Origin of the sequence: Rhizobium sp. Root149 (genome assembly GCF_001427345.1) — a bacterium.
In the GTDB taxonomy this organism is placed as follows: Bacteria; Pseudomonadota; Alphaproteobacteria; order Rhizobiales; family Rhizobiaceae; genus Neorhizobium; species Neorhizobium rhizoryzae.
Map to the genome: position 1 here is coordinate 27,089 of NZ_LMGD01000023.1, position 26,809 is coordinate 53,897.

Genomic DNA, 26,809 nt, shown 5'->3' on the forward strand with positions numbered 1-26,809 from the left:
TCAGTGCTCCTGACGAGAGAATTGGAGTGGGGATCTCAGTGGTTCACGCAGCGAAGTGTAAGGACGGGCCATCAAAGTGAGGATCTTGCGTTCACCCGTGAACGCCTCGCGGCCGTGCTGCATCAGCATGTTGTCCAGCAGCAGCACGTCATCGACCTCCCAGGGGAACCGACGCTTCGCTGCCGCGACGGCGCGGCGCATGGCCTCTATTTCCGAGCTTGAAAAGGCCTCGCCGTCGCCGAACGCCGTGTCTGTGGGAACATTGTCGAGCCCGACAGCGTCGATCAGCGCCGACGCAATCTCTGGATCGAGACTTGTGTGGTGAAAGAACAAGGCATGGTTGAACCAGACGAGCTCCCGGGTAACAGGATGTATCTGAAACGCAGAGCGATACTGCCTCGTCTTCAGTCTATCCTCACGGTCCCATTCGAACTCGATGTCGCGCTCTCGGCAAAACTGTTCGACGTCACCGCGATTATCGGTCTGAAAGGCAGTTTGCCACGATACGCCAAGACCCGGAGTGTAGGTACGTCGGTAGAGGACGCCCTTGCGGCGGAATTTTTCCACGAGTTCTGAAGGCAGACCTTCGAGGATAGTCCTGTTGCTTGCAATAGGGGTGGCGCCCATGGTCGCGGCAGGCACCTTGCACCAGAAGCAGATGAAACGTGGAAAGTTGAGAGTGTAAGATTGCTCCGAGTGCATCACGATCTCCTGATCGGCAGGATGATCTGTTGAGGTGTAGACCCGGTCTGCCACGGCATGTCGTGGAGATGACCGCTCCGAGTAGCTCAGGATTTCGGGGTCCAGCGCCTCCACTGTCTGGAAAAATCGTTGCGCATCACCAACCTGGAAGCCGCGGAGCAAGACGGCGCCAACCGCGGTCAAGGCGGTGGCTATCGTGTCGCGCGTGGCGGAGACAAAGTCTACCGGATTACTTTTGCCAGGCGACGACCTCAACGTGACGTAGGGTTCAATGTTCTCGAGGGGAACGCTCTTGGGAAGAGCATTCGGACCATGATTCAATTTTTGAGGGTATTGAGCGGCGAAGGATGGCTTGTTCGATGGCGTCACTGCGACGGCTCCTCATGAAATTGGTTTGCGAAGATTGTTTGCCGGTTTCAGCCGATGGCCACTTGCTGATGGAGGAGTGCACGTCGGTCCAGCTTGTCGTGTCGTCCAAGGGGCAACGTATCGACAAACCGGAGTGTCGTAGGGCGCATCCATTCCGGCAGCTCATTCGTCAGGGCTTTGCGGATTTCCGCATCAAGACCCGAGTGGTCCCCCTCGGTTGATGCCATGACCCAGGCGACGAGTTCGGCCCGGTCTATTTGTCCGGCCGTACAGGGGCAGAGCCGAACTTCTGCGCGAAGAACGCCGGGCACTTGACAGATGGCATGTGTGATCTCCTGCGGCTCGATCCTGAAACCTCGCCACTTGATCTGATCATCCAGCCGGCCAGCGAAATGCAAGTTGCCGCTGCCATCTTTCCAGGCTCTGTCACCTGTGCGGTAGAGCCTCTTCCCATGACGGACCTCGAACCTGTCGGCGCGATAGGCCTCGGACAGTGCGCCCGGCACCGGGTGCGGCGCGTCCGCAAGCCCGACCCCCATGAGACATAGCTCCCCGACGACGTGCGCTGCCACTTCGTTAGCGTCCGGATCGAGGACCAGCGCCACATGTCCCGGCAGGGCCACACCAATCGGCACGTCGCCATGCCGAGTGACGGCCGCGAATGTGACAGGCGTAAGCGGTTGAGCAGTCGAATAGATTGTATCTTCGGTCGGTCCGTAGAGATTCCAGACACGTTTGGCTCCTGCTGCAAATAGTTTCTGGACAAGACCCGGTGGCGTCGCTTCTCCAGCCAGCAGGATCTCCTTGATCCCTGTCATGTCGACGCCAAACCGCATGAGTGCTGCCATGGCGGAAGGAACGCCTGTGATAAGTGTCAGCTGATTTCTGTCGGGAAGATCCGCAAGAGAGAGAATGGACGGAACAAGTTCAAGACATCCACCTGCTGAGAGAGTCGCAAAGATTTCGAAGACCGAGACATCGAAGGAGAAAGGGGTTGAGCACAGTGTTCGTGTCAGACCCGGCCGGCCAAACGTATCGAGAGCCCAATCCATGAGGTTTGCAGCCGCTCCATGGCTGATCGCTACACCTTTGGGCATACCGGAAGAACCCGACGTAAAGATTGTGTATGCCAGCGCTTCAGGTTTGGACGTCGCCCATTGGTCGATCGCACGCGATGTCTTCAGTTTGGATAGGAGGTGTGTTTCGATTTCCGTGGCGTGGCCGGATTGCGAGACTTCGTCGACCAAAAGCATACGACAGCCGGCCTCATTGAGGCATCTGATGTTGCGCTCCATCGGGTTGCGTGGGTCCAGTGGCAACCAGTGGGCACCGCAGGCGAGGATACCAAGCATCGCAGCGATTGCATCCGGACTTCTGGAGGTCAGCAGTCCGACCCCGTCACCGTCGGTTATCCCCAGGCGCTGAAGGCCGCCAGCGATTTTCATTGCGTTATCCGCAAGATCGCCATAGCTGACGACCAGTCCGGCAGCTTTGATGGCGGTAACGGATCGCATCTCCGCACTCATGAAATGAGTGAGAATCCGCTGATGAAGGAAATGTAATTCATCAGAGATACGATTTATATTATATTTCATATCGATATCGCCAAAAAACTGTGATTATATTTATTTTTACTTGAAAATTACATTCTCAAAAAAAATAGAGGGTTAGTTTCGAAATAAAGGTGCAAATTTTATTTAGTTAAAATTTATAGTTGATTTCGCGTAGCTGTAATCCCATGGAGACGTCTTGAAAAGCAGATTCATGTTGCGTGACACTTAGGGAGGATACCATTCGCCTCGTATCTCCATGGATTCCTCGTCTGCCGGCGGGCGGAGGAAAGATACATGACCGTATCGCAACTGCTTTGGCGGAGGATATTGCCGAAGGCCTGGTACCCGCAGGTGCTCGATTGCCTGCACACAGAGATTTGGCGTACCGGCTTGGCGTCGGCGTCGGTTCGGTCTCTCGCGCCTATCTGGATCTGGAACGCAGAGGTTTGGTGCGGAGCGAGCATGGACGGGGAATGTTCGTATCCGTCCAGGCGGTTCGTGAACGCGGATATACGGATCTGTCTGTCAATGTCCCGCCACAGTTGCTCGGTCAGCAGATCCTTGTTGCAAGTTTCCAGGCGCTCGCTCGAGATGTCACGGCAGAAGATTTCGGTCATTATCGGCCTGCGGCAGGTAATTCAGATGATCGGCGAATGATCGCCGGTTGGCTGCATCAGGTGGGTATCGATACAGCGATCGAGCGGATCCTCATCACAAACGGAGCACAACATGCATTATCAGTCGCATTCTACGCCGCGTGCGGCCCTGGGGGAACGCTGTTTACCGAGGAGGTAACCTATCCGGGAGCCATCCAAGCGGCAAAATACCTCGGATGCAAGCTGGTCGGTTTGCCGATCGATGAACAGGGTCTGATTCCGGCACATCTCGATTCAGCGCTCGCTGCGAGTGACCGGACCTCCCATCGGGTGATCTACGTAACTCCGACCCTGCACAATCCAACCACTGCGACGATGGGGATGACACGACGCCAGGAGATCGTGGATGTGTGCCGAGCACATGATGTGCTGATCGTTGAAGACGATGTTTATTCGCTTTTCACGCCATCTGACTGCAAGCCGCTGGTAACGTTTGCGCCGGAACGCGTTTTCTACATCAATGGCTTTTCAAAGATGGTTTCTCCGGGTTTGCGTATCGGCATCATCGTTGCGCCGCTGGCGTTCGCCGACCGCACTCGTTCAGGCCTTCAGGCGACAACGTCGATGGCGTCACCAATTTTTTGCATGCTCTTGAATTTCTGGTTACGCGAAGGGGTGATCGCCTCGGTACGTGCCACCGTTCGAGAGGAGGCCGAACAACGCGTTCGTCTTGCCCGTCACCATTTGCCGGATGCCTGTCTTCCCCGCGATGGTGGCAGTTTACATGCATGGTTGCCAATGTCGTCTCTGGCTGCGGAACAAGTGGCAAACCGCGCTGCGGCTTCCGGTATTCTTGTCAGTCCGCCATCTATTTTCATGGTGGATTGCCAACAACCGAAGACGGGAGTGAGGCTATGCCTTGGTGCGCCCAAAAGGTCGGAACTGGACGCAGCATTGGCGCTCCTGGCGAAGATCTCCAGCCAGCCTCTGGTTGTGACCTCGGAGAATTTCATCGGCGTCTGAGCTGAAACGCATTTGATCGATAACGCAGACAGGCACACATCCTGAAGTGTATCGATACATGATTGTGATTTACGGCAAGTGTCTCGATCGCTAACCAGAACAAGTTAGAAGTAATTTTCTTCAAGAGCGAGACACCGCGATGACGGACCAATTTATCGCATTTGCGATCTATGCTTTTGTTACATCAATAACTCCTGGACCAAACAACACGATGTTGCTCGCTTCAGGCGTGAACTACGGCCTCGTACGATCCATTCCGCACATCCTGGGCGTTTCTCTCGGTTTTGCATTGATGGTGTTGGTCATCGGGGCGGGCCTTGGGGAAATCTTTCTTGCCGTGCCGCAGGCGCAAACCGTCCTGCGCTGGATTGGTTGCCTTTATCTGCTATGGCTGGCTTGGAAACTTGCCACCTCCGGCCCGATGGACAATGAAGCGCAGGAGGCCCGTCCACCTCTGACGTTTGCAGAAGCTGCGTTGTTCCAATGGGTGAATCCGAAATGCTGGATCATGGCGATGGGTGCGTTGACGACCTATTTGCCTGAAAGCGCCTCTTTATGGAGCGTCGCCGTACTCGCGCTTGCATTTGCGCTCGTCAATGCTCCAAGTGTTGGGAGTTGGGCGGCATTTGGAACGATCCTGCGAGGATGGCTCTCTTCTCACAAGCGTATGCGCGCCTTCAACATCGTCATGGCGCTTTTGCTCGTTGCCTCCCTTCAGTCGATCATTAGCTGACTGGATCGTGTCGGGCCCTGCCACACTGCGTCGCAGATAAGTCTGGCGATCACGCGTTCGTTATCATCAGGCTTGTAACGAATGGCCTCCCGTTCCCGAATTGCCTGTGTGTCGCCCAATGCGGCACCACCAGCAACGGAGAACATATGATGTCGAAAGCCTCAATTAGCACTGTGCTGCTCGCCGGTGCAATCACCTCTGCACTATCGACGCTCGCAATCGCCGGTCCCCTTACCAAAGCTGAAGCCGACGCTGCTGTGGCGGCCAAGAAAGAAAAGTGCTTTGGCGTTTCGCTCAAGGGTCAGAACGATTGCGCCGCGGGTCCAGGCACTACCTGCCAAGGCAGTTCGACCAAAGACTTCCAGGGCAATGCATGGAAGTTCGTTCAAGGTGGCACCTGCATTTCGCTTCAGTTGCCCGGTGACCGCAAGGGCTCGCTGACGCCCTTGACACGCGATACCTGAGTTCAAGCTGGTGGAAGCGGAGGGTCGAATGGCCAGAACGCATTTGATACGGCAGCAGCCTGCAGGCAAGGCTGAAACTCTCCGCTTTACCCCTCATCGTGTGGCCGGTCAGGCCGGTACCAGTTTCAAGCCGGAGCATTTTGCAGCCATCCTCGAGGATCCACCACAACAGGGCTTCTTCGAGGTCCATGCTGAAAACTACATGGGTGCTGGCGGTCCCGCGCATGCGGCACTGGAATCAATCCGGCGAGACTATCCCGTATCCATTCACGGGGTCTGCATGTCATTGGGCGGGCCATCACCTTTGGACCCGCAGCATCTTGAGCGCTTCAGAATACTTGTCGAGCGTTACGAACCTGCGATGGTTTCCGAGCACCTTGCCTGGTCGACCCATGAGAATGTCTTCTTCAACGACCTGCTGCCACTGCCCTACAACCTGACAACACTTCTGCATGTCTGTGAGCATGTCGACCGCATGCAGTCAACGATAGGACGACGGATCTTTCTGGAAAACCCATCAACCTATGTCGCGTTCGATCATTCGACGATCAGTGAAACCGATTTCCTCGCTGAAGTCGTCAGACGCACCGGCTGCGGGCTCCTGCTCGACGTCAACAATGTCTTTGTATCTGCGGCCAATCATCGTTTTCCACCCATTACCTATCTGGAAACCTTTCCGCTCGCTGCGGTCGGTGAGGTGCATCTGGCCGGCCACGCGGAGCAGGTGGACAGTGAAGGCCAAAGGGTTCTGATCGACAGCCACGACGGGCCCGTCGCCGATGCAGTCTGGCAACTTTACGAGACAATCATCACTCGCTGCGGCCCTGTTCCGACATTGATCGAATGGGATAGTGAAATCCCCGACTGGCCTGTTTTGCGCGCCGAAGCGCTTGCCGCTCAGGAAATTCTGGATCGTCATGGTGCGACAGGGCAGGTGCGTGATGCCGCAGAATAACACCGTTCAGCTCTCGCAGTCGGCTCGGGAGCAGGCATTCCTGTTTTCGTCAGGCCTTCTTGCGCCAGATTCCCCTGTCCCCAAAGACCTGCGCTCCCCGCAGGGTACAGTGCTCGCGGACCGCTACAATATCTATCGCAACAACGTCACGGTCGGTTTGATCAACGCGGTCGCTTCCATCTTCCCTGCCGTCCAGCGCATCACCGGTCCTGAGTTCTTTCGCGCCATGGCACGCTTCTACATTCGCGCCAAACCGCCCTCGTCGCCGCTCCTTTTCGAATATGGCCGAGATTTTGCCGAGTTCATTGAAGCCTACGAGTATGCTCAGACCATGCCATGGCTGCCGGATGTTGCACGTATCGAGCGGGCCTGGCTGGATGCCTACCATGCGGCCGATGCAGATGGGCTCGATCCTGCCCGATTGGCTGCTATCCCGCAAGAACGGGTTGGCCTGATCCGCTTCACCATGCATCCGGCTACAAGGATCGTGCGCTCTCTCTATCCTGCCGTATCTATTTTCTCTCAAAACCGGGCTGACGGCGAAGTCTTGCCGGTTAACGACAGGCCTGAAGACGCCCTGATTACGCGCAGCGGCAACCAGGTCCAGGTCAGGCTACTGGATGCTGGTGCCGCCGAATTCCTGCTTGCCTTGTCAAACGGTGCGCATCTGCAGGATGCAGCGCAGGTGGGGCTTGGCCTGAACCCCGACCTTGATCTGGCGCGGCTTATCGCCGTCATGCTTGAGGCAAACGTATTTTCCTCCCTCGAAATGGACCATATCGATGACTGATATGACACGGACCGGAAACCGCTCGGCTGTCGACAGCCTGGGAAAGGCAACTGCGATCGCACTTTCACGCATTCAATTACTGGCTCAGCCGGACGTAGTCTCGTTGATTGTTCGACTTGGTCTCGCAATTCCGTTTTGGAAGTCCGGGGTTCTGAAGTGGGATGGCTTTCTTCAACTCAGTGATACGGCGATCGACCTCTTCAGTCAGGAATTCATGCTGCATCTGCCGGGAGGACCCTATCCCTATCCAATGCCTATGGTGATGGCGTTTCTGTCCGGATGCGGTGAGGTCGTCTTCTCGGCGCTTCTCGTGGTCGGTCTGGCGACACGTTTTGCATCACTCGCTCTGCTGGCCATGACGCTTGTCATACAGATCACGGTTCCTGAAGGATGGCCAATTCACTTGACCTGGGCGGCCATGGCGCTTTGCATCATGCGGTTGGGAGCGGGTCGCATCTCCCTTGATTACCTCATCTGCCGGACAGTGAAGCCGTAGAGAAAAAGCTGGCTCACCCTGGACCATGACCGCGTATAAGATGTGTTTCGAAGTCTATCTTGAACTCTTCTCTGCTTGACAGTTGAATAGGAAACCATCAGGCCGTTCCGCAGCACCTCGAACTGCGCATCGTCTGGTGCGACGGGGTGGTGGATACCGAGTTTGAGGGGCGAATGAATCAGTCGGCCCGTGAGGTGGAGTGGGGAAACTGGCTGCGTCTGGCCGTGGATGGCGATGCCGCGGCCTATGATCGCTTTCTGCGGGCTGTGACGCCTTATCTGCGTTCCATGGCCCGCAAGCGTTGCAATATGCTTGGCATATCGGCGGGTGAGGCGGAGGACGTTGTTCAAGAGGTTTTGCTGGCCGTTCATCTCAAGCGCGCTACATGGGACACGTCGCGCCCTATAGGGCCATGGCTATCGACCATCGTCCGGAACAAGATGATCGACAGCTTTCGCAAGCGCGGCAGACATATCAGTGTTCCTATCGATGACGTGATGGAAACGCTACAGGCTGAAGATCGTCGATCGGGGCTGGAACCGGCCGACCTGGAGAAAATGCTCGCTGGATTGCGTGATCCACAACGCGAAATCGTTCGTTCCATCTCCGTGAGCGGAGATGGCATTCGGGAAACTGCGGAACGCCTCAAAATGTCAGAGGGCGCCGTGCGGGTCGCGCTGCATCGAGCACTCAAAGGGCTGGCGATGCTCTACAGGAGTGAATAGCGTGCAGACAGACGACCTCATCAAGCTCATGACACAGGATGCGCGTGTCAGGCATCGCTTCAATCCCGTGTTCGCAGTCGCTGTCATCGGCGGGCTTCTGATATCCGTGCTGCTGCTGATTGGTACCATCGGCCTGCGCCCCGATCTTGCGCAAGCGATCCAGACCCCTCGCGTTGCATTCAAGATCGGCCTGATGTTCATCCTGGCTGCAACCTGTACCCGGATCGCCTTGATCATAGGAAAGCCGGGAGTATCCCTCAAACCAGCTCTCGCAATTCTTGCTGTGCCGGTCCTCCTGTTTGTCTCGGGGATTGTTCTGGAGTTGAGAAGCGTTGCTTCGGGAGAATGGGGAGCAAGGCTCATTGGTCAAAATCCTGGCTTTTGCCTGCTGTTCCTTCCGCTTCTGTCGCTCGCCCCGCTGGCCCTTATGTTCGCTGCGCTGAAGCAAGCAGCACCTGTGAGCCCGTCACTGGCCGGTGCCGCCGCGGGGTTTGCGTCTGGTGCAATTGCTGGGTCCGTTTATGCATTGCATTGCCCTGACGACAGCCCGCTGTTTGTGGCGACGTGGTACTTCATCGGAATAACCTTGGTGGCCTTTGGTGGCTGGCTGCTCGGCGGACGGATTCTTAGATGGTAGTTGCCGCGGGAAGTGCGTCAGATCCGCCGGCGGCGTGGCGATCGACGATGCGTCGAAGGAGTGTTACCAGCACGTGCCTCTCGTCGGGATTGAGATGGCTGAACACCTGTTCATTGGCTGCGTTCACGGCCACCGAAAGTTTGACGACTGCGCGTTCTCCCTCAGCAGTCAGGCAAAGTCCAACGCATCGGCGATCTTCCGGAGGGATAACCCGCCGAACGAGATCACGCTTTTCCATCGACGCAATCAGTCTGCTCATGCTTGGCCAGGTGATTCGGTACAAGTCGGCAAGGAAGCCCTGCGAAATGCCCGGGTTGAGGGCTATGGCCTTGAGGACGATGAACTCGTTGAAACTCAGGCCTAGATCGTCGTCCTTGAGGAGTTCCGATTGTTCCTCAGATGCAGCTTTGTGCGCCATTTGAAGAAGAAATCCGAGCGAATGCCCAAGCTCGCCCAGATCCAGAAACTCCGGGTTTGCTGAGAGTTCGGTAGGCGTTCCGTGCATGCGTTGTGTCGTCATCTCGCTCCCATCGCGAACATTAATTTCATATGAAATTATTAGACCAGGGATTGGGCGGAGGCAATAGGCAGCGCGGGCGCCTTGCGTTCCCGGGTGCGGCCATGCCAGAAATGCGCCGTCGCGCCAATATCGCGCAGCGCACGAATAGCCACTTTCCCGCATCAAGGCCGCAGAGGGCAGAGTATGAGCCGCATTTCCGCCGACAGCAAAGGCGTTTACATCATCGCCGTCACCCCCTTTAAGGACGATGGAGCGATCGATACCGCAAGCGTCGATCGCATGGTCGATTTCTATTTCGACAAAGGCGCGGATGGCCTCACCATTCTTGGCATCATGGGGAGGCACCGAAGCTTACACAACAGGAATCGATTGCGATCACAAAACAGGTTCTTGCCCGCTCCGCCGGACGACCCGTCATCGTCGGCGTCTCGGCACCGGGACTTGCGGCCATCGGGGAGTTGACGAAAGCCGTCATGGACCTTGGAGCGGCAGGTGTCATGGTCGCGCCACCGGGTTCCCTGCGCACGGACGACCAGATTATCGGATATTATCGCAACGTCGTTGCCACGATTGGTGAGGATGTGCCTTTCGTTTTGCAGGACTTTCCTCTCGTGACGGGCGTCCAGATTTCGCCACGAACGATCGGTGCGATCATCGAAGCGCTTCCAAGCATGGTGATGCTGAAACATGAAGATTGGCCCGGGCTCGACAAGATCAGTGAACTTCGTGCTGCGGAAGCTGCCGGTCGCCGTCGTATCTCCATTCTCTGCGGCAACGGCGGGGTGTTCTTGCCGGAAGAAATGGCGCGTGGTGCCGATGGCGCAATGACGGGCTTTGCCTTCCCGGAGATGATGGTCAATGTCTGTAAACTGGCCGGCGCGGGCAATCTCGATCGGGCACAGGACATCTTTGATGCCTATCTTCCTCTAGCCCGCTTCGAGCAGCAGCCCGGGCTCGGTCTTGCGGTGCGAAAATACGTGCTTGAAAAACGTGGCGTTATCTCCAGTCAGGCTCAGCGCCGCCCGGGTGCGGCGCTCGGCACCAAGGCTGTGGCAGAGGTAGACAGATTGCTTTTGCGTCTGGAGAAACGCCTTGCCGAGCTGGCTTGATGCTGCTTCAACCTCATCCCAAAGTCTCACGCGCAAAGCCAGAAACTGGAAACCATGACTTCATTTGATTTCGACACTGTTGTTACCCGCCTCGGTACAGACGCCAAGAAATGGGGTGCCTATCCGTCGGACATATTGCCGATGTGGGTGGCGGATATGGACTTCGCCGCACCGCCATCGGTGATCGAGGCGCTTCGTCACCGCGTCGAGCACGGCGTCTTCGGCTATTGTCTGCCTCAGGACAGTCTGCGGACACAGATCGTCGATGATATGCAGAAGAAGTATGGTTGGACGATCAGCCCGGACGACATCGTTTTCCTCCCTGGCGTCGAGCCAGGCTTCAACATGGCGCTCAAGTCAGAGACCAAACCAGATGACGGGCTCTTGATCCAGACACCTGTCTACAACCCCATTCTGACCGCTCACCGACATTGGGGACTACAAAGCATCGAGGTCCCGCTGAGAGAAAGTAACGACGGCTATTCCATCGACGCAGACGCTCTGGACGAAGGGATGGGGCGTTCAAGGGTATTTCTTTTCTGCAATCCGCATAATCCAACGGGTAAGGTTTTCACCCGCGAAGAGCTCGGCCACATCGCACAATCTGCCATTCGCCATGATGTTCTGGTGATCTCCGACGAGATCCATTGTGAGCTTCTACTCGATGGTCGCCGCCATATTCCCATCGCTTCGCTGTCTGCAGAGATCGCGGATCGTACGATCACGCTCATGTCGGCAAGCAAGACCTATAACATTGCGGGACTGAAGGCGGCATTTGCAATCGTCACGAATCCGCAGTTGCGCCAGCGCTTCAACGCGTCCCGTCTTGGTCTGGTCGACAGTGTCAATCTCTTCGGTCTTGAAGCAGCCCATGCCGCCTATATGTCGGCAAGTGAGTGGCGCGAGGCTCTTCTGAGCTATCTGGAAGGCAACCGGGATTACTTGCAGTCCGAGATTGCGCGGCGGTTTCCGAAAATTCGTATCGTTCCCGCGCAAAGTACCTATCTTGCCTGGCTGGATTGCAGCGCGCTGGATCTACCGGAGCCGCCGCAGGCCTTTTTCCTCAACCGCGGCAAGGTCGCATTTAGTGCCGGGTCTGACTTCGGTGCCGCCTACGGCAATTTCATCCGTCTCAATTTCGGTTGCCCCCGCTCGCTTCTGGTGGAGGGGCTTGACCGAATGACGGCGGCCCTTGAATCGCGGATATAAGAAAACACAGCTTTGTTTGAGGGTTGCTCGCTCGACGAGCGGGTAAGCCTCAATCTTTACAGGTTCCGCTAAACCAGGCCCCAGACGATCAGCCCGGAAAATGACGGTCAAAGGCGAATAAACCGATCGGCAGGTCGGTGGTGCTCTTCTCTGCCAGATCGGCAAGAATTTCTCCGATGACGCTGGCGAACTTGAAACCATGACCCGAGCAAGCAGAGCAGATGATAATGTCATCCGTGCCCGGCAGGAAGTCGATCAGGAAATTCTCGTTCGGCATCATCGTATAGCGACAGGTAATGGCCTTGTGCCGGAAGCTCGCGACCGTCGGTAGCCGATGGTGTGCGAATTGATCCAGAAGCGTAAAATCCTCATCGTCGACGGGTGCATTCGGCTCGTCCGGGTCAAGAGGCTGATTGAAATGAAGATGACGTCCAATCTTCACGCCGTCGGAACCGATGGCTGGAAAGCCGAAGAACGCGCCATTGGGACCTTCGTCGCGGATGAATCCGGGCATTCTTCCCTGTTGTGCGTTGAGCGCCTGCTTCGGATGATACCAGGCAACCACCTGGCGGATCGGCTTTGCCTTCCCTTGTAACCGGGGAACGAGTTGGTTGATCCAGGCGCCGGTGGCCACGATGACCTTTTTCGCGAAATATCTGCCGTGGTTCGAAACAACCGAGACGCCGCCCTGGCCCGGATCGATGTGAGTGATTGTCTCCCCAAAATGCATCACTGCGCCTGCCGCTGCAGCCCGCTTGACCTGAAGCGAGATGGCTATCTCAGGCCTTACGAAGCCTCCCTCGGGATCAAGGATTGCCATTTCATCAGGGTCGAGGGAAAAGGCCGGGAAACGGGCCATTGTACTGGACGCATCCAGCACTTCATGGCTCAATCCGTGCAGCGCGCAGGAGGCAAGTACACCGCGAAGCAGGTCACTATCGGGCAGTCCGATCTGGAGCACGCCCGTTACGGAAAGGACTTCCTGTCCGGATCGCTGCTCCAGTTCGCGCCACTTGGCATAGGCTCTCTGAAGAATTGGGACATAAGACGGGTCTTCGAAATAGGCGAGGCGGATCATTCGGCTGTCACCATGTGACGATCCCAGAGGATGCGCCGGGTAATGCCGTTCGAAACCGATGACCTTGAAGCCGCGTTCTGCCAGCTCCGCCAGAGCTGCGCTACCCATAGCGCCCAGTCCGATCACTGCGACATCGAAGCTCTGGCTCATAGGTTTCTCCTTGCTCGCTATTGACCGCTATACCCGCAATCCAGGACGTATGGATGGCAAGAGGTCAGGTGATCATACAAGTGCCTTGCGCCACCCGATGCTGCTTATTATCACAATGCGCAAGGTATCAAGGTCTGATCGATTCCGCTCGGACTGCCAATCGATAAATATCTGGAGGGTTCAATGCGTATGTGGGAGCGGTTCAATTCGGGCTGGACATTCAAGCACGGTTTCGACGCGGGCTGGATTGCCGAGGAGGTGAATGGCGACAGCATTTCGCTTCCCCATACTGCGGTAGAGCTTCCCTACAATTACTTTGATGAGAAATGCTACCAGAGAGCATTCACATATCAGACGAGCCTTGCCTGGCGTGATGTCTTCGAGGGAAGGGAAATCATTTTGGTTTTTGACGGGGCCATGGCCGATGCCGTCGTGTTCGTAAATGGCACCGAGGTCGTTTCACACAAGGATGGGTATACACCGTTTGAGGCAAGGCTGACGCCCCATCTCAACAAGGGTTCAAATCTGATCACGGTCAGGGTGGATGGGTCTGAGAACCCTGAGATTCCGCCATTCGGGGGTGTCATCGATTATCTGACCTATGCAGGCATCTACCGCGATGTCTGGTTGAAGGCCACCGCTCCGGTCTCTGTCGGGCTCGTCAAGATTGAAACGCCGGATGCCTTGGCCGAGGAAAAGACAATCAAGGCACGGGTTGCCCTCTCGAACCCGCAAGGCTTGAGCATCAATGGAGAAATCGGCGTCACGCTAAAGGGGAGTGATGGTAAAACGATCGCCCGCAATCGCGTGTCCATTGCCGCGGAAACTGTCGAAATCGAGCTCTCAGGACTTCGAAATATTCAGTTGTGGGACATTGATGATCCTCGCCTCTATACGCTCGAACTTGAGCTGGATGCTCCATCCGGGCGGGATACGAGCGCTCACCGTTTCGGTTTCCGGACAGCGGAATTCACCACGGATGGCTTCAAACTCAACGGTCGGGTCGTCAAATTGCGCGGCCTGAACCGCCACCAGTCCTGGGCACATCTTGGCTATGCCATGGGCCAGCGTGGCCAGGAAAAGGACGCCGACATACTGAAACACGATTTGCGCTGCAATATCGTGCGGACGTCACACTATCCGCAGTCGCCGTATTTCCTCAACCGCTGTGATGAAATCGGCTTGCTGGTGTTTGAAGAAATTCCCGGTTGGCAGCACATCGGGGGTGAAGGCTGGAAGGCGGAGTCCGTTCGCAACGTGCGCCGCATGATCGAACGCGACTGGAACCATCCATCCATCATCATTTGGGGCGTCCGGATCAATGAGAGCAAGGACGACCATGACTTCTACGTCGAGACGAATCGCGTGGCGAGGGAGTTGGATCCCACTCGGCAGACCGGCGGCGTACGTTACATTCCTGAAAGCGAAATGCTGGAAGACGTCTTCACGATGAATGACTTCATTCTCGGCATGGAAGAATTGCCGGGGCACAATCGCGATCGGATCATCCTGAAGGATCAACAGGAAGTCACCGGACTCGACCGCAAGGTGCCATATCTTGTGACCGAATATGGCGGGCATATGTATCCCACCAAGCGTTTCGATCAAGAACAGCGCCAACTGGAACATGTCAGCCGGCATCTTGCCATTCTCAACGCTTCAGCCGGCACGCCATCAACGTCTGGCTGCATCGGATGGTGCATGGCCGACTACAACACGCACAAGGATTTCGGATCCGGTGACCGCATCTGCTACCATGGGGTCCTCGATATCTATCGCGAACCCAAGTTCGCTGCCGCGGTCTATGCATCCCAAGGGTCGCCGAGCGACGGAGTGGTGCTTCAACCGGTCACGTTCTGGGCGCGTGGAGAGCGCAACATCGGCGGGGTCCTTCCGCTGATCGTTCTGACCAACTGTGACTATGTTGAGGTGAAGATCGGCAATGTGACCAAGCGCATCGAGCCGGATAGAGTGACCTACCCGCATCTCGATCATCCGCCCTGCATTCTGGAACGCCATATGGTGACACCGGAAGAATTCGGTGAATGGGGCATGACCTGGCGAGACGGAACGATCATCGGTTATCTCGATGGCGTGGCGGTGAAATCAATCTTCATGCCAGCAGATCCGGTGCCGACGAACCTCGAAATGGTTGCCGATGCTGACCTGTTGGAAAAAGGTTGCAAGGATACGACGCGCGTTATCCTGCGAGCTCTTGATCAAGCCGGAAATGTGATGCCGTTCTTCAACGAACCTGTCACGCTTGCTCTTGAAGGTTCAGGCCGCTTGATTGGTGGAAGCCTCGTCAGCTTCAAGGGTGGCGTTGTCGGCGTCTATGTTGAAGCGGGTGAGAGTTCAGGCGTCATGACTTTAACTGCATATGGCAGCGGGTTCCAGGCAGAAAAGATCGAGATCACTGTTTCCTGAACCCCGCTTGTCCGTATTGTACCCGTGACCGCCTCATCCCTGCGGCGGTCACTCTCCAGATGAGTTCGTGTCTCCCACCTGAAAATTGAGAGTATATCGGCTATTCTTGAGACAGTTTTATTGCTGTAGCGGCAATTTTACGGATTTCATCAGTAATGAATTAGATATTTGTAACTAAGTTCCTTCCAATACAGGCCCATCTCTTGTCTGCGTAGGAACGCCATGCTGGTTCGCATTTCGAAGCATTCGCTCTGCCAGGGCATGTATGTGGAGGCTGTGGAATGTCCCGACGCTGAGTTCAATAAAAAGCGTTTTCTTCTTCGGGAGAAAGAGGACCTTGATGCCATCCGCCTGACATCAGCCGCTTCTGTTCTGATCAACACGACGCTTGGTTGTGCCAAACCGGAGACCAAGCCGAAGGATTCGCTCAGCGAAGCGAAGGAGAAGCTTGTCGAGAGCCAGATTGTTGCGACTGCCCTGATGCAGGGCATCAATGATGTTTATTCCGTTTTTGATCAACTGGTTGCTGGCAAGGAATTTGATCTGGAAAAGACGCGCGGGGTCGTCCGTACGCTGGAGGAGGTGGCTACCCGCTCGACGTCAGCGCTGATCCAGATGACACGGTTGCGCAAGAAGGATACAGCCACCTATCTGCATTGTCTCAGCGTCAGCACGCTCATGATGCGCATCGGTCAATTGCTGCGTCTGAAGGAGCAAACGATCCTCGAACTCGGCATGGCTGGCTTGCTGCACGACATAGGCAAGCTTTTCACGCCAAACCAGATCCTTGGCAAGAGCGGCGCGCTGACTCCCGAAGAGCGGCGGATCATCCAATCGCACCCGGACGTTGGTTACGATATTCTGCGCAAGAACGGCATAGAGTGCGAACTTATCCTGGAGGTTTGCCGAAACCATCACGAAACTCTGGACGGCAAGGGTTATCCAAGAGCCTTGAAGGCATCAGAAATCAGCCTTGCCGTTCGTATTGGCACAGTGTGTGATGTCTATGATGCGCTGACATCTACCCGACCATACAAGAAGCCCTGGACGTCGAAGGAAGCGTTGGACTGGATGTATGAGCGAAACGAACAATTCGACCGCAAGATTATTCATCGGTTGATGGAAGCTGTGGTGGATTGAATGCTACGAAAAGAACTGGCTCCGGCCAGTTCCACGGAGTAGAAGGCGGCAAGGAGACTTCGCCGTGACCATTACTTCCGCCTTGCTCAAGCATCTCAAAGAACCCGCCCTTTTCGAGGCACTCGCCGAATTGCCATCTGGGGAGCTTTCGACTCTCAAGCGTTTCAAGGTCTTCAATCCGTCGACAGGCGAATTGCTGGCCGAATTGCCGGACATGGGCGTGGAAGAGGTGCGTATCGCTATCGACCGGGCGGAAGCCGCGCAGGAAAAATGGGCCGGTCTGACCGCGCGCGAACGATCCAACATTCTCTGGAACTGGCATCGTCTAATCCTGCACCATAGCGACGATCTTGCCGCGATCCTGACAGCAGAGATGGGAAAGCCTTTGGCAGAAGCCAAATCGGAGGTGGCCCATGCGGCGGCCTATCTGCAGTGGTATGCGGAAGAGGCAAACCGCATCTACGGAGAGACGATTTCCGCCCCTTCAAACGACCGGCGAATGCTGGTGATCAAGCAACCGGTTGGCATTGTTGGTGCCATCACACCCTGGAATTTTCCGGCGTCCATGGTTGCGCGCAAGATCTCTCCAGCGCTGGCAGCGGGATGTACAGTCATCATCAAACCAGCCGAACAGACGCCGCTTGTTGCGGGTGCCATGTTCGCGCTCACGCGTCTGGCCGGTTTCCCCGAAGGCGTCGTCAACCTCGTGTATGCTGCGGAAGGTGAAGCAGTCGGCACCGAGCTTTGCACCAATGCGAAGGTCCGCAAGATCAGCTTCACCGGCTCGACAGAGGTGGGCCGCATTCTGATGCGCCAGTGTTCGGATCAGATCAAGCGGATCAGCTTCGAATTGGGAGGAAATGCTCCATTCATCGTTTTCGATGACGCGGATATCGATGAGGCTGTCGATGGCGCGATACAGGCAAAGTTTCGAAATGCGGGCCAGACCTGCGTCTCCGCCAATCGTCTTTACGTTCAGGCAGCCGTCTACGATGAGTTCGCCGAAAAATTTGCGCATCGCGTCCAGTCGCTTGTCGTGGGAGACGGCTTCGATTCAGCGACGACGGTCGGCCCTCTTATTGATGAGCGTGCGTTGTTCAAGATGAAACAACACATCGATGATGCATTGGCGCAAGGCGCACAGGTTCGTTGCGGCGGCAGGCAGTGCGGCAATGACGGAACTTTCTTCCAGCCAACGGTCATCACCAATGTCAGCAAGACGATGAAGCTTGCTCAGGAAGAGACCTTCGGTCCTCTGGCCCCCATCATTCGCTTTGACGATGCCGACGAGGTTATTCGTGAGGCGAATGACACGATCTACGGCCTGGCAGCCTACTTCTATGCTTCGAACATGAAGCGGGTTTGGCGCGTTGCCGAAGCCCTCGAATATGGAATGGTGGGCGTCAATACGGGCCGGATGTCCTCCGAGGCGGCACCTTTTGGTGGAATGAAGCAATCCGGCATCGGCCGAGAGGGCTCGCGGCACGGTTTGGAAGATTATCTCGAAATGAAATACATTTGCCTCGGCGGTTTGTGACGCCAAGCCGCGCTCTGGCGGAGGTGAGACCGCTTGCGAGTTTCACCTTCTTTGCGCATAGAGGTGACACAGACAATCATCGGAGCGACGGGAAAGAATGGCGGACCTACAGGCTTTGGTCGAAGAGATCCATCATACGTTGAAGCCGCGGACCGGCGAAGGCAAGGTGGCTGACTACATCCCATCGCTTGCGCGTGTCGACCCGAACAAGTTCGGCATCGCTGTCATTGACCTCAACGGCAACGTCTACAAGACTGGCGATTGCGACGAAGCCTTCTCCATTCAGAGCGTGTCCAAGGTCTTCACTCTGACTTTGGCACTGGGCAAGCATGGCGAAACAACGTGGAACCGGGTCGGTCGCGAACCTTCAGGCTCTGCCTTCAACTCCATTGTCCAGCTGGAACATGAGCACGGCAAGCCGCGCAATCCCTTCATCAATGCCGGTGCAATCGTCATTTCGGATTCCGTACTTGCTGGCCACACGCCACGCGAGGCAATTGGCGAGATCGTTCGTTTTGTTCAGTATCTTGCAGACGATCCGACAATCGCGATCGATCCGGAGGTTGCCCGGTCTGAGGCAGCGACAGGTTTTCGCAACATGGCGCTCGCAAATTTCATGAAGTCCTATGGAAAGCTGCAGCATCCAGTGGATCACGTGCTGGGCGTCTACTTTCACCAATGTGCGCTCGCAATGAGCTGCACCCAGCTTGCGCGCGCAGGCCTCTTTCTGGCAGCCAACGGCAAAAACCCGATCACAGGTCATACGGTCGTGTCCAGCCAGCGTGCTCGTCGCATCAACGCGTTGATGCTGACATGCGGCCATTATGATGGCTCCGGCGATTTTGCCTATCACGTAGGCTTGCCCGGCAAGAGCGGCGTTGGCGGCGGCATCATGGCAGTGGCCCCCGGCAAGGCTTCGGTCGCTGTCTGGTCGCCCGGTCTCAATCAGAATGGAAACTCGCTGGTTGGTTCCTTAGCTCTGGAAATGCTGGCCAACAAAACGGGCTGGTCGGTATTTGGCGGGTGATCCGCCCCTCGCTCAGATAAATATTCAAAGAGCGAAATGAATTGCCCTTGTCTTCTTCGGTGTCTGCACCATTTGCGCCTTTAGCAGGGTGTGGCCATCGGGGGGCAACCTAAATCCATTTCTGTCCATGCTGGTTTGACGGACGCATACTGAGCGTCAGGCGTCTAAGGCTTTTGACCATTCTTCCCATTCCTGGGAGATGCGGCGAAGAGAGGAGCACTGCTACGCTCCTCTCTTTTTTGTTTCAGAAACGACTATCAGCTTTCAACAGTGTTGCCCTCGCCACCCTGCAGCAAGCGCACGACCGAGGCACAGTTTTCATTGTTCCGGTCAATGTATTCCAGCGGAGACGACCAGCCAATCATAAGGCCTGTCCCTGCGGCGATGGCCCAGGCAGGCTCGTTGGTGGCGCGTTCGATCAGGCGCGGACCCTCGCTCGCAATACACTGGCGAAACTGCTGCACGGTCTGTGCGGACGCGTTCGCTCTCTGCAGTTGTTCCTGGGCTTCAGCTTGAAGCGGGTTAATGAGAAAAAGCGTAATGAACCAGGCGGCAATATCTGCAAGCATGCTGAAATCCTCCAATCCGGCATCGAACTCAAAAGGGTCCGACATCGTGAAGGCGCCGTAACCTTCACCAGAGGGGCCCGGACCAGCGGGTTGACGAAGATATGGGATTGTCCAAGGCCGCGTTCAAGATGTTGATCGTCAACCGCAGTCTATCTCTGTTGTATCGCCATTCACCGGGCAATGCGGTTTTTTTGCCGCTCGATCTGTCTTGCGAGAATGCAAAGCAACTCGAACATGACGGTTGCACCGACGATCGATGTCATACCGTTCAAGTCGAAGGGCGGGGCGACTTCCACCACATCTGCGCCTACCAGATTGAGGCCATCCAGCATACGCAGAAGTTGCTGGGCTTCACGGGTCGTAAACCCGCCAATCTCGGGGGTTCCGGTGCCGGGAGCCATGGATGGATCGATAGAGTCGATATCGAAGGTCACATAGGTCGCATGGCCGCCAACGATGGCGCGCGCCTCCTCCATGACCTCAAGAGCGCCGCGGGCAACGAACTCTTCCATGTAAATGATACGAACACCCTGCTTCAGTGCCCAAGCATGCTCGTCAGAACCGTAAACCGAACCCCGAATACCGATCTGCACCATGCGGGCTGGATCCAGCAGCCCCTCTTCGATCGCGCGTCGAAACGGAGTTCCGTGCGTATAGCGATTATCGCCGAAATAGGTGTCGTTCGTGTCGGAATGAGCATCGAAATGAATGAGACCCACGGGGCCATTCTTCGCGACTGCGCGCAGTACGGGCAAGGTGGTTAGATGATCCCCGCCAACGGCGAGCGGCAGGGCGCCTTTTTCCACGATGGCGGAGATCCCGTTTTCGATCAGTCGAAGACCATCCATCAGATCAATGGGATTGACGGCAACGTCGCCGACATCTGCGATATTGGCAACCTTGTAGGGCTCAGTTCCGAACATGTGATGCGCGCTGCGCATGAGGCTTGAATAATTTCGGACCTCGCGCGGTCCATGGCGTGCGCCAGCACGGTTTGTTGTTCCGCCGTCCCACGGGATGCCGACAAGTGCGATATCGAGACCTTCGGCGTCTGCTACAGCCGGCAGCCGCATGAACGTCGCGTGTCCTGCAAATCGCGGCACCTGCGCCGCATCGACAGGCTGATGAAACTTGTCCGTCATGATGTGGTGGCCCTTCGCTCGTGGGTCTGACTATGCATGGCCGACACGACCACAGGCGAAGAGACTGTAGAGCCCTTTTTCCCGAATGGGAAACGGCTGGTCGAATAATACGGTTTCAAATCATAGCGTGAAATGACGGTCTCAGTCAGAGCGCCCAAGGCCGTAAGCCCAACGAGCCGTCAGGCATTCCTCGTCATTAGGCTGACATTCACGGCAGACCTGGGGTCTTACCTCATAGATCGTGCAGCGTGTCGCCACGCCGATCTGGCCGTCTAGCGCTGAACAACGTTGACCGTCGCAGCGCATGCCACTCAGATCCCCGGCCACGAGATGTGGAGGGATCTTCTCCAGAGCATCTTCGCTTTCCATAGTGAAGCGTGGCCAGTCTGATGAATAGGCGCAACATGCACCGCAGGTTTGGCAATCTGCGCCTTTAAGGCCGCTCATGGTAATCCACCGATCGAATTCACTGCAGATGAGTGTAGCACAAGGGATAACAAGGCTCGCTGCAGCCCGTCATTTCAGTCGCTTGCGGGCGCCAGATTTACCAAATGCTGCCGCCTCCTGCTCTCGCCCAAGCCGGGCCTGCCGCAGACGCTCGGTCTTTTCCTGACGCTGCCTGTCCAGAAGGTCAATCTCCTCGGTGGCGCTGTCTGGTAAGGCTGTTCTTGTTTGAATATTCGTAAAGGCAATCTCGGCCTCTTGGCGAGATTTGCTGAAGTTTTGAGTCATATCAGTCCTCGAAGATTGTCGCAGAATAGCGTCTGAATGAAACCTGAAGGAAAATTCTTCCGTTCAAAATACGATCTCACGGATCGATTGAACAATCATGCACCCATGAAAGATTGCTTCAACCTAACAGAAACCGGTGCACATACAAGGTTGAATACTGTACGAGTACATTTTCAGGAGCACTATTCATGTGGAAGCTTTGTCATCGGTAGATGCAAAGCGTTGTTATTGATGACGTGGCTGCGGCGAACGTGACCGGCGGTAATCCTGGAGAAGCGAGTTGCGATGCAAGAGGCGCATCTGCGGCAAATGTCAGCGAGCCAGACTTGGCAGCGACCAATTTCACTTCATCGAAATCGATGAAACGACGAACGAAGGGCCAGGTGGCTTTGAAGATCGCCTCTTTCGCACAGAAAATCAGGGTAAAGATCAGTGCGAGATTATTGCCTATCAGATCCTTCAGAACATCTGCCTCTGCCGGGTCCGCAATGACACTGAAGAGATCTTCTGCCTTCTGCAAATCGACGATATGTTCGATATCGACACCAAGACTGCGGCAGGCGAAGGAAGGCGAAATCACCGCCATTGCCTCTCCATGGCTGTGCGTGATGCTGCCGACAACGCCCGTGGGCCAGATCGGCTCTCGATGGAGGCCGGTTGTCGCGGGCGTGGCATCCAGACCCAATCTGCGGCAGGCTTCAACCGCGCACGCGCGACCCGCAAGATATTCGAGTTGCCGGCTTGGTACAGCGGTCGCAAGAGCTGGTGGCAACTGGATGCCGGCTGCCTCCAGCACCGGTTCGCCCATGGGTTGGTAACGGGTTCCGATCCCCAGCATGCCGGGAGCAAGTCCTGGTAGATGGACCTCTGTAAACTCGAATGCAGGCACCATTGCTCTTCCTAGTTCACGCTATACGATGGAAGCATGCGGTGCTGAATCTCCATCCGTGCCTGTCGTTCGGACGTTTGCCGCTCGCGTCAGGTTGCTCGTCAGGTGATTTATTGTTTGCAATGTCACATTTGCCTGCTGCAGATCCATTTGAAGCGCTTGTCCGATACAGCGTAGAACCTCTCCGGACTTTGCTTCAAGCTCGCGACCCGCCTGGGTCAGGTGGATATCGACACGACGTTCGTCGTCGGCGCGGCGCTCCTTGCGAACCAACCCCATATTGGTAAGGCGTTTGATGAGTGGGGTAATTGTACCGGAGTCGAGGCCCAACTGCTCGGAGATCTCTCCCACCGATGACGACCCGGACCTCCACAGAAGACGCATTGTCAAAAACTGCGGATAGGTAAGGCCAAGAGGTTCCAAAGCCGCCCTGTAGACACGGTTGAACGCTTGCTCCGCTTTGTAGACTGCAAAGCAGAGCATTTGGTCCAAAGCGACATCACTGGTTGGTTCGGCTTTTTTCATGATCTGAATATATATTGTGCGCAATCTGATTGCAAGCTATTGACGAACAGGTTTCACCGATACATATTGTGCACAATTGAATTGTGGATCACTGAAGCGGTGGCCACACAACCCAAGGAGAAGACCTATGTCTGTCGACGCAAAGTACAAGACCTCTGCAACGGCTTCCGGCGGTGGCCGTGATGGTAAGACCAAGTTGGACGATGGTTCCATGGAACTGCAACTGGTCGTTCCGAAGGAATTGGGTGGACCGGGCGGTGAGGGTGCAAACCCGGAAAAGCTTTTTGCTTTGGGTTACTCCGCATGCTTCCTGGGTGCCCTGCGCGTCGGCGCGCAGCAGCTGAAGACCAAGGTTCCGGAAGGTTCTACAGTAAACGCAACCGTGGGGATTGGCCCGCGCTCTGAAGGCGGGTTTGGCATCACGGCTGAACTGGACGTCTACCTGCCAGGCATGGCTGAAGATGAGGCCCAGAAGCTGATCGAAGTCACCCACGGCATCTGCCCGTACTCCAATGCCATCAAGGCAAGCGTCGACGTGCCGACAAAGGTCCGCACCTGACATCCAGGAATTTTTGGAAGACATTGGAAGGCCGGTCGTCGCGGGATGGCCGGCCGTCCCTTTTTTCACGCGCGTTTGAACAGGAAGCTACGCTCTTTCTATCGCGTTTGCGGCTTTAACCGACGGTATCAAGACAAGGCGGCCTGCGCCTGCGCACTACCATGAACTTGCCTCCGAACTCGTGCGCCAGCCGGTTTCGGAGTGATGAGCAAGAGTTAATTAACAGCCTCGCTACTGTCGATCATAAAGGATGTCTCGACAACGAGGCGTTCCCGCGCCAAAAGCAGAGCCCCGACCGTGGTCGCAAGCCCGGTCGCCGCAACGAACTGTGTCTGAAGGAAAATGAGCCGATGAATTTCGTCCTGACTGTAACCTGCCCCACCGCCCGCGGCATCGTGGCTGCACTTTCGGGTTACCTGGCGGAAAAGGGTTGCAACATCGTCGATAGCTCGCAGTTCGATGATTTCGATACCGGGCGTTTCTTCATGCGCATCTCCTTCATTTCGGAAGAGGGCATCGGGCGTGATGCACTCATGGAAGGATTGGCACCGATCTCACAGAAATTTTCGATGCAGGCCGATATCCATGACTCCGCCGAGCGCATGAAAGTGCTGCTGATGGTCTCGCGTTTCGGTCATTGCCTGAACGATCTGCTCTATCGCTGGAAGNGATGCAGGCCGATATCCATGACTCCGCCGAGCGCATGAAAGTGCTGCTGATGGTCTCGCGTTTCGGTCATTGCCTGAACGATCTGCTCTATCGCTGGAAGATCGGCGCGCTGCCAATCGATATCGTCGGCGTGGTTTCCAACCACTTCGACTACCAGAAGGTCGTCGTGAACCATGATATTCCCTTCCACCACATCAAGGTGACGAAGGAAAACAAGCCGCAGGCGGAAGCGCAGTTGATGGATGTGGTCGAGCAGACGGGCACGGAACTTGTCGTGCTGGCCCGCTACATGCAGGTTCTGTCCGATGATCTGTGCAAGAAGATGTCCGGCCGCATCATCAACATCCACCATTCCTTCCTGCCGAGCTTCAAGGGAGCCAACCCCTACAAGCAGGCCTATCAGCGCGGCGTGAAGCTGATCGGCGCGACGGCGCACTACGTGACAGCAGATCTTGATGAAGGCCCGATCATCGAGCAGGACACCGTGCGTGTGACGCATGCCCAGTCGCCGGACGATTATGTTTCTCTCGGTCGCGATGTGGAAGCACAGGTGCTGGCGCGCGCCATTCACGCGCATATCCATCATCGCACCTTCATCAACGGCAATCGCACAATCGTCTTCCCACCCAGCCCCGGATCTTACGCTTCCGAGCGAATGGGGTGATCAAGAAAACGCCCCGTTCGACATTGGCGAACGGGGCGATATTTGGTGTCGTACTTTATTGGTTTCTACGGCTGGAACCGCGCGATCTCGGATCCGCTTTGCAGGTAATCGCCCTGATTGGCGGTGAAATTCAAGACGCCGCTGCGCTTTGCAATAACTTGCGTTTCCATCTTCATCGCTTCCATGACGGCGATCAGATCACCCTCTTGGACTGTGGCGCCATCCTCAACCTTGAAGCTTTGCAGCGTGCCGGAAATCGGCGCGATCATCGCCAGGGGATCAACGGTATCCACTGAAGCTGCGGCACTTTTGGAACCTACTCCCGAAAGTCCCGCCAGGCCGCCGAGCAGCGCCTGCGGGATGCCCAGCATCACACGCTTGCCATCAATCTCCACAGCGGTGCGGACCAGACCCTCCGTTGTCGCAGGCTCAGGTCTTGCGGCCTGTTCCAGGCGATCGGCGAAATCCGTCTCGATCCAGCGCGTGTGAACCTTGAAGCCGTCAGTGCCGATGAAATCGTCTTCCTTCAGCACGGCGCGGTGGAAGGGCAGCACCGTCGCAACACCTTCAATGACGAACTCATCCAGTGCGCGCCGAGCACGCGCGATCGCCTGTTCGCGCGTTGCCCCGGTCACAATCAATTTTGAGGTCAGCGAGTCGAACGTTCCCGGTACGGTGGAGCCTGAAACGACGCCGGTGTCCAGCCGGACGCCCGGCCCCGAAGGTCCTTCGAAGCGGGTGATCGTGCCCGGCGTCGGCAAAAAGCCGCGCCCTGGATCCTCGGCATTGATGCGGAACTCAATTGCGTGACCGCGTGGAGCAGGCGTTTCTGTCACTTCCAGCGGCTTGCCTTCCGCGATGCGGAACTGTTCAATCACGAGGTCGATGCCCGCCGTTTCCTCCGTCACCGGATGCTCGACCTGAAGACGCGTATTGACCTCCAGAAACGAAATCGTTCCGTCAACACCAAGAAGGAATTCAACCGTTCCTGCACCTGAGTAGCCTGCCGCCGCGCAGATGCGCTTTGCAGCATGATGAATGCTCTGCCGTTGTGTATCGGTGAGGAAGGGAGCCGGAGCCTCTTCCACGAGTTTCTGGTTGCGGCGCTGGAGGGAGCAATCGCGAGTACCGACGACCAGAACATTGCCGTGCTTGTCAGCGATTACCTGTGCCTCGATATGGCGTGGTCGATCCAGAAAGCGTTCGAGGAAGCACTCGCCACGACCGAAAGCAGCCTTGGCTTCGCGGACGGCAGATTCGAAGGCCTCTGCCACGTCCTCCATCTTCCACACAACCTTCAAGCCTCGCCCGCCGCCGCCATGAGCAGCCTTGATTGCCAGCGGCAGCCCGTGCTCGCGGGCGAAAGCCAGCACTTCCGCTGCAGTTTCCACCGGGCCATCGCTGCCCGCGACAAGCGGTGCACCGACCGAAAGAGCAATGCGTCGCGCCTCGACCTTGTCGCCAAGCGCCTCTATGACGTTCGGATCCGGCCCGATCCAGGTCAAACCTGCATCTATCACGGCCTGTGCAAATTCCGCGCGCTCTGAAAGAAAGCCGTAGCCGGGATGCACGGCATCTGCGCCTGCACGTTGCGCAATCTCGATCAGCTTGGCGATATCGAGATAAGTCTCTGCTGGACGAGCGCCGCCGAGCCCATAGGCTTCGTCGGCCAGACGAACAAACAATGCATCGACATCCGGATCGGCGTACACTGCAACCGATTTCAAGCCGTAATCGCGACAGGCACGGATGACACGAACGGCGATCTCGCCACGATTGGCAATCAGAACCTTCTTCATGGATGTTCCCTCTTGTTCTTC

General features: G+C 56.3%; 26 protein-coding genes and 2 pseudogenes. 17 read left to right on the forward strand and 11 right to left on the reverse strand.

Features of this window, described 5'->3' with window-relative positions; genetic code table 11:
- Both ASD54_RS20015 and ASD54_RS20020 read right to left on the reverse strand, forming a co-directional pair.
- Nucleotides 1-1,071: a TauD/TfdA family dioxygenase gene (locus ASD54_RS20015; RefSeq protein ID WP_082547296.1), complete on the reverse strand. Its 1,071-nt coding sequence runs from the start codon at nt 1,069-1,071 to the stop codon at nt 1-3.
- Between the two features lie 47 nt (nt 1,072-1,118).
- Entirely contained in the window at nt 1,119-2,585 is a 1,467-nt protein-coding gene (locus ASD54_RS20020; protein WP_062556343.1) for an AMP-binding protein, read from the reverse strand.
- Nucleotides 2,586-2,842: 257 nt separating this feature from the next.
- On the opposite strand from ASD54_RS20020, the gene ASD54_RS20025 reads away from it, so the two are divergent.
- The 8 genes from ASD54_RS20025 to ASD54_RS20060 all read left to right on the forward strand — a co-directional run bounded on the left by ASD54_RS20025 (nt 2,843) and on the right by ASD54_RS20060 (nt 9,043).
- Nucleotides 2,843-4,243, forward strand: coding sequence for a PLP-dependent aminotransferase family protein (locus ASD54_RS20025; protein ID WP_082547298.1), 1,401 nt, complete (start codon nt 2,843-2,845; stop codon nt 4,241-4,243).
- A 139-nt stretch (nt 4,244-4,382) separates the two neighbouring features.
- On the forward strand, nt 4,383-4,976 hold the full coding sequence (locus ASD54_RS20030; RefSeq protein ID WP_062556345.1) for a LysE family translocator: 594 nt from the start codon (nt 4,383-4,385) through the stop codon (nt 4,974-4,976).
- A 146-nt stretch (nt 4,977-5,122) separates the two neighbouring features.
- The gene (locus ASD54_RS20035; RefSeq protein ID WP_062556346.1) at nt 5,123-5,440 is read left to right on the forward strand and encodes a DUF2282 domain-containing protein; all 318 of its coding nucleotides are present in this window, start codon (nt 5,123-5,125) and stop codon (nt 5,438-5,440) included.
- Between the two features lie 28 nt (nt 5,441-5,468).
- Nucleotides 5,469-6,395, forward strand: a complete 927-nt coding sequence (locus ASD54_RS20040; RefSeq protein WP_062556347.1) for a DUF692 domain-containing protein — start codon at nt 5,469-5,471, stop codon at nt 6,393-6,395.
- Nucleotides 6,382-7,185, forward strand: a complete 804-nt coding sequence (locus ASD54_RS20045) for a DNA-binding domain-containing protein (RefSeq protein ID WP_062556348.1) — start codon at nt 6,382-6,384, stop codon at nt 7,183-7,185. The genes ASD54_RS20040 and ASD54_RS20045 overlap by 14 nt, the downstream gene beginning before the upstream one ends.
- Before the next feature lies 1 nt (nt 7,186).
- Nucleotides 7,187-7,681: a DoxX family protein gene (locus ASD54_RS20050; protein ID WP_200958483.1), complete on the forward strand. Its 495-nt coding sequence runs from the start codon at nt 7,187-7,189 to the stop codon at nt 7,679-7,681.
- A 173-nt stretch (nt 7,682-7,854) separates the two neighbouring features.
- Nucleotides 7,855-8,406: a sigma-70 family RNA polymerase sigma factor gene (locus ASD54_RS20055; RefSeq protein ID WP_062556350.1), complete on the forward strand. Its 552-nt coding sequence runs from the start codon at nt 7,855-7,857 to the stop codon at nt 8,404-8,406.
- 1 nt (nt 8,407) lies between these two features.
- Nucleotides 8,408-9,043, forward strand: coding sequence for a DUF1109 domain-containing protein (locus tag ASD54_RS20060; protein WP_062556351.1), 636 nt, complete (start codon nt 8,408-8,410; stop codon nt 9,041-9,043).
- On the opposite strand, the gene ASD54_RS20065 is transcribed toward ASD54_RS20060, so the two are convergent.
- Nucleotides 9,033-9,563, reverse strand: a complete 531-nt coding sequence (locus ASD54_RS20065; RefSeq protein ID WP_062556352.1) for a MarR family transcriptional regulator — start codon at nt 9,561-9,563, stop codon at nt 9,033-9,035. The genes ASD54_RS20060 and ASD54_RS20065 overlap by 11 nt on opposite strands.
- Nucleotides 9,564-9,746: 183 nt before the next feature.
- Here ASD54_RS20065 and ASD54_RS20070 point away from each other — a divergent pair.
- Both ASD54_RS20070 and ASD54_RS20075 read left to right on the forward strand, forming a co-directional pair.
- A pseudogene (locus ASD54_RS20070) lies at nt 9,747-10,672 on the forward strand (dihydrodipicolinate synthase family protein).
- A 54-nt stretch (nt 10,673-10,726) separates the two neighbouring features.
- Complete coding sequence (locus ASD54_RS20075; RefSeq protein WP_062556353.1) at nt 10,727-11,881, forward strand: MalY/PatB family protein; 1,155 nt, start codon at nt 10,727-10,729, stop codon at nt 11,879-11,881.
- 88 nt (nt 11,882-11,969) lie between these two features.
- Here ASD54_RS20075 and solA read toward each other — a convergent pair whose 3' ends face one another.
- Nucleotides 11,970-13,109: an N-methyl-L-tryptophan oxidase gene (solA, locus tag ASD54_RS20080; protein WP_062556354.1), complete on the reverse strand. Its 1,140-nt coding sequence runs from the start codon at nt 13,107-13,109 to the stop codon at nt 11,970-11,972.
- A 183-nt stretch (nt 13,110-13,292) separates the two neighbouring features.
- Between solA and ASD54_RS20085 the strand changes: the two genes are divergently transcribed.
- The 4 genes from ASD54_RS20085 (at nt 13,293) to ASD54_RS20100 (ending at nt 19,240) form a co-directional block, all read left to right on the forward strand.
- Nucleotides 13,293-15,536 carry a glycoside hydrolase family 2 TIM barrel-domain containing protein gene (locus ASD54_RS20085; protein ID WP_062556355.1) on the forward strand — a complete coding sequence of 748 codons (2,244 nt, stop codon included), beginning with the start codon at nt 13,293-13,295 and terminating at the stop codon, nt 15,534-15,536.
- Between the two features lie 222 nt (nt 15,537-15,758).
- Nucleotides 15,759-16,676 (forward strand): HD domain-containing phosphohydrolase, encoded by a 918-nt coding sequence (locus tag ASD54_RS20090; protein WP_062556356.1) that lies wholly within the window; start codon nt 15,759-15,761, stop codon nt 16,674-16,676.
- Nucleotides 16,677-16,740: 64 nt separating this feature from the next.
- Entirely contained in the window at nt 16,741-18,213 is a 1,473-nt protein-coding gene (locus ASD54_RS20095) for an NAD-dependent succinate-semialdehyde dehydrogenase (protein ID WP_062556357.1), read from the forward strand.
- A 97-nt stretch (nt 18,214-18,310) separates the two neighbouring features.
- Nucleotides 18,311-19,240, forward strand: coding sequence for a glutaminase (locus ASD54_RS20100; protein WP_062556358.1), 930 nt, complete (start codon nt 18,311-18,313; stop codon nt 19,238-19,240).
- A gap of 257 nt (nt 19,241-19,497) precedes the next feature.
- Here ASD54_RS20100 and ASD54_RS20105 read toward each other — a convergent pair whose 3' ends face one another.
- The 6 genes from ASD54_RS20105 to ASD54_RS20125 form a co-directional block, all read right to left on the reverse strand.
- The gene (locus ASD54_RS20105) at nt 19,498-19,809 is read right to left on the reverse strand and encodes a hypothetical protein (RefSeq protein ID WP_156379309.1); all 312 of its coding nucleotides are present in this window, start codon (nt 19,807-19,809) and stop codon (nt 19,498-19,500) included.
- A gap of 170 nt (nt 19,810-19,979) precedes the next feature.
- A complete protein-coding gene (gene speB, locus ASD54_RS20110; RefSeq protein WP_062556360.1) occupies nt 19,980-20,951 on the reverse strand; it encodes an agmatinase in 972 nt (323 codons plus the stop codon).
- Nucleotides 20,952-21,092: 141 nt separating this feature from the next.
- A complete protein-coding gene (locus tag ASD54_RS26275) occupies nt 21,093-21,398 on the reverse strand; it encodes a YkgJ family cysteine cluster protein (RefSeq protein WP_082547300.1) in 306 nt (101 codons plus the stop codon).
- 69 nt (nt 21,399-21,467) lie between these two features.
- A complete protein-coding gene (locus ASD54_RS20115) occupies nt 21,468-21,683 on the reverse strand; it encodes a hypothetical protein (protein ID WP_062556361.1) in 216 nt (71 codons plus the stop codon).
- Between the two features lie 202 nt (nt 21,684-21,885).
- A complete protein-coding gene (locus ASD54_RS20120) occupies nt 21,886-22,575 on the reverse strand; it encodes a 4'-phosphopantetheinyl transferase superfamily protein (RefSeq protein ID WP_062556362.1) in 690 nt (229 codons plus the stop codon).
- An 18-nt stretch (nt 22,576-22,593) separates the two neighbouring features.
- Nucleotides 22,594-23,097 (reverse strand): MarR family transcriptional regulator, encoded by a 504-nt coding sequence (locus ASD54_RS20125; protein ID WP_156379310.1) that lies wholly within the window; start codon nt 23,095-23,097, stop codon nt 22,594-22,596.
- Nucleotides 23,098-23,224: 127 nt separating this feature from the next.
- Between ASD54_RS20125 and ASD54_RS20130 the strand changes: the two genes are divergently transcribed.
- The 3 genes and pseudogenes from ASD54_RS20130 to ASD54_RS20135 form a co-directional block, all read left to right on the forward strand.
- Nucleotides 23,225-23,656: an organic hydroperoxide resistance protein gene (locus tag ASD54_RS20130; RefSeq protein WP_062556364.1), complete on the forward strand. Its 432-nt coding sequence runs from the start codon at nt 23,225-23,227 to the stop codon at nt 23,654-23,656.
- Nucleotides 23,657-24,006: 350 nt separating this feature from the next.
- Nucleotides 24,007-24,324: ACT domain-containing protein (locus tag ASD54_RS26725; RefSeq protein WP_280139212.1), on the forward strand; the 318-nt coding region annotated here is incomplete at its 3' end.
- 1 nt (nt 24,325) lies between these two features.
- Nucleotides 24,326-24,989: pseudogene (locus tag ASD54_RS20135) on the forward strand (formyltetrahydrofolate deformylase); the annotation flags it as partial.
- A 65-nt stretch (nt 24,990-25,054) separates the two neighbouring features.
- Here ASD54_RS20135 and ASD54_RS20140 read toward each other — a convergent pair.
- Nucleotides 25,055-26,788 carry a biotin carboxylase N-terminal domain-containing protein gene (locus ASD54_RS20140; RefSeq protein WP_062556881.1) on the reverse strand — a complete coding sequence of 578 codons (1,734 nt, stop codon included), beginning with the start codon at nt 26,786-26,788 and terminating at the stop codon, nt 25,055-25,057.
- Nucleotides 26,789-26,809: the final 21 nt, after the last annotated feature.

Bases quoted from the DNA above. Each gene is read 5' to 3' on its own strand.
- ASD54_RS20020 (WP_062556343.1), bottom strand. From the start codon at position 2,585: ATGCGATCCGTTACCGCCATCAAAGCTGCCGGACTGGTCGTCAGCTAT.
- ASD54_RS20030 (WP_062556345.1), top strand. From the start codon at position 4,383: ATGACGGACCAATTTATCGCATTTGCGATCTATGCTTTTGTTACATCA.
- ASD54_RS20035 (WP_062556346.1), top strand. From the start codon at position 5,123: ATGATGTCGAAAGCCTCAATTAGCACTGTGCTGCTCGCCGGTGCAATC.
- ASD54_RS20040 (WP_062556347.1), top strand. From the start codon at position 5,469: ATGGCCAGAACGCATTTGATACGGCAGCAGCCTGCAGGCAAGGCTGAA.
- ASD54_RS20045 (WP_062556348.1), top strand. From the start codon at position 6,382: ATGCCGCAGAATAACACCGTTCAGCTCTCGCAGTCGGCTCGGGAGCAG.
- ASD54_RS20050 (WP_200958483.1), top strand. From the start codon at position 7,187: ATGACACGGACCGGAAACCGCTCGGCTGTCGACAGCCTGGGAAAGGCA.
- ASD54_RS20055 (WP_062556350.1), top strand. From the start codon at position 7,855: ATGAATCAGTCGGCCCGTGAGGTGGAGTGGGGAAACTGGCTGCGTCTG.
- ASD54_RS20065 (WP_062556352.1), bottom strand. From the start codon at position 9,563: ATGACGACACAACGCATGCACGGAACGCCTACCGAACTCTCAGCAAAC.
- ASD54_RS20075 (WP_062556353.1), top strand. From the start codon at position 10,727: ATGACTTCATTTGATTTCGACACTGTTGTTACCCGCCTCGGTACAGAC.
- solA (WP_062556354.1), bottom strand. From the start codon at position 13,109: ATGAGCCAGAGCTTCGATGTCGCAGTGATCGGACTGGGCGCTATGGGT.
- ASD54_RS20085 (WP_062556355.1), top strand. From the start codon at position 13,293: ATGCGTATGTGGGAGCGGTTCAATTCGGGCTGGACATTCAAGCACGGT.
- ASD54_RS20090 (WP_062556356.1), top strand. From the start codon at position 15,759: ATGCTGGTTCGCATTTCGAAGCATTCGCTCTGCCAGGGCATGTATGTG.
- ASD54_RS20100 (WP_062556358.1), top strand. From the start codon at position 18,311: ATGGCGGACCTACAGGCTTTGGTCGAAGAGATCCATCATACGTTGAAG.
- ASD54_RS20105 (WP_156379309.1), bottom strand. From the start codon at position 19,809: ATGCTTGCAGATATTGCCGCCTGGTTCATTACGCTTTTTCTCATTAAC.
- speB (WP_062556360.1), bottom strand. From the start codon at position 20,951: ATGACGGACAAGTTTCATCAGCCTGTCGATGCGGCGCAGGTGCCGCGA.
- ASD54_RS26275 (WP_082547300.1), bottom strand. From the start codon at position 21,398: ATGAGCGGCCTTAAAGGCGCAGATTGCCAAACCTGCGGTGCATGTTGC.
- ASD54_RS20115 (WP_062556361.1), bottom strand. From the start codon at position 21,683: ATGACTCAAAACTTCAGCAAATCTCGCCAAGAGGCCGAGATTGCCTTT.
- ASD54_RS20120 (WP_062556362.1), bottom strand. From the start codon at position 22,575: ATGGTGCCTGCATTCGAGTTTACAGAGGTCCATCTACCAGGACTTGCT.
- ASD54_RS20125 (WP_156379310.1), bottom strand. From the start codon at position 23,097: ATGAAAAAAGCCGAACCAACCAGTGATGTCGCTTTGGACCAAATGCTC.
- ASD54_RS20130 (WP_062556364.1), top strand. From the start codon at position 23,225: ATGTCTGTCGACGCAAAGTACAAGACCTCTGCAACGGCTTCCGGCGGT.
- ASD54_RS20140 (WP_062556881.1), bottom strand. From the start codon at position 26,788: ATGAAGAAGGTTCTGATTGCCAATCGTGGCGAGATCGCCGTTCGTGTC.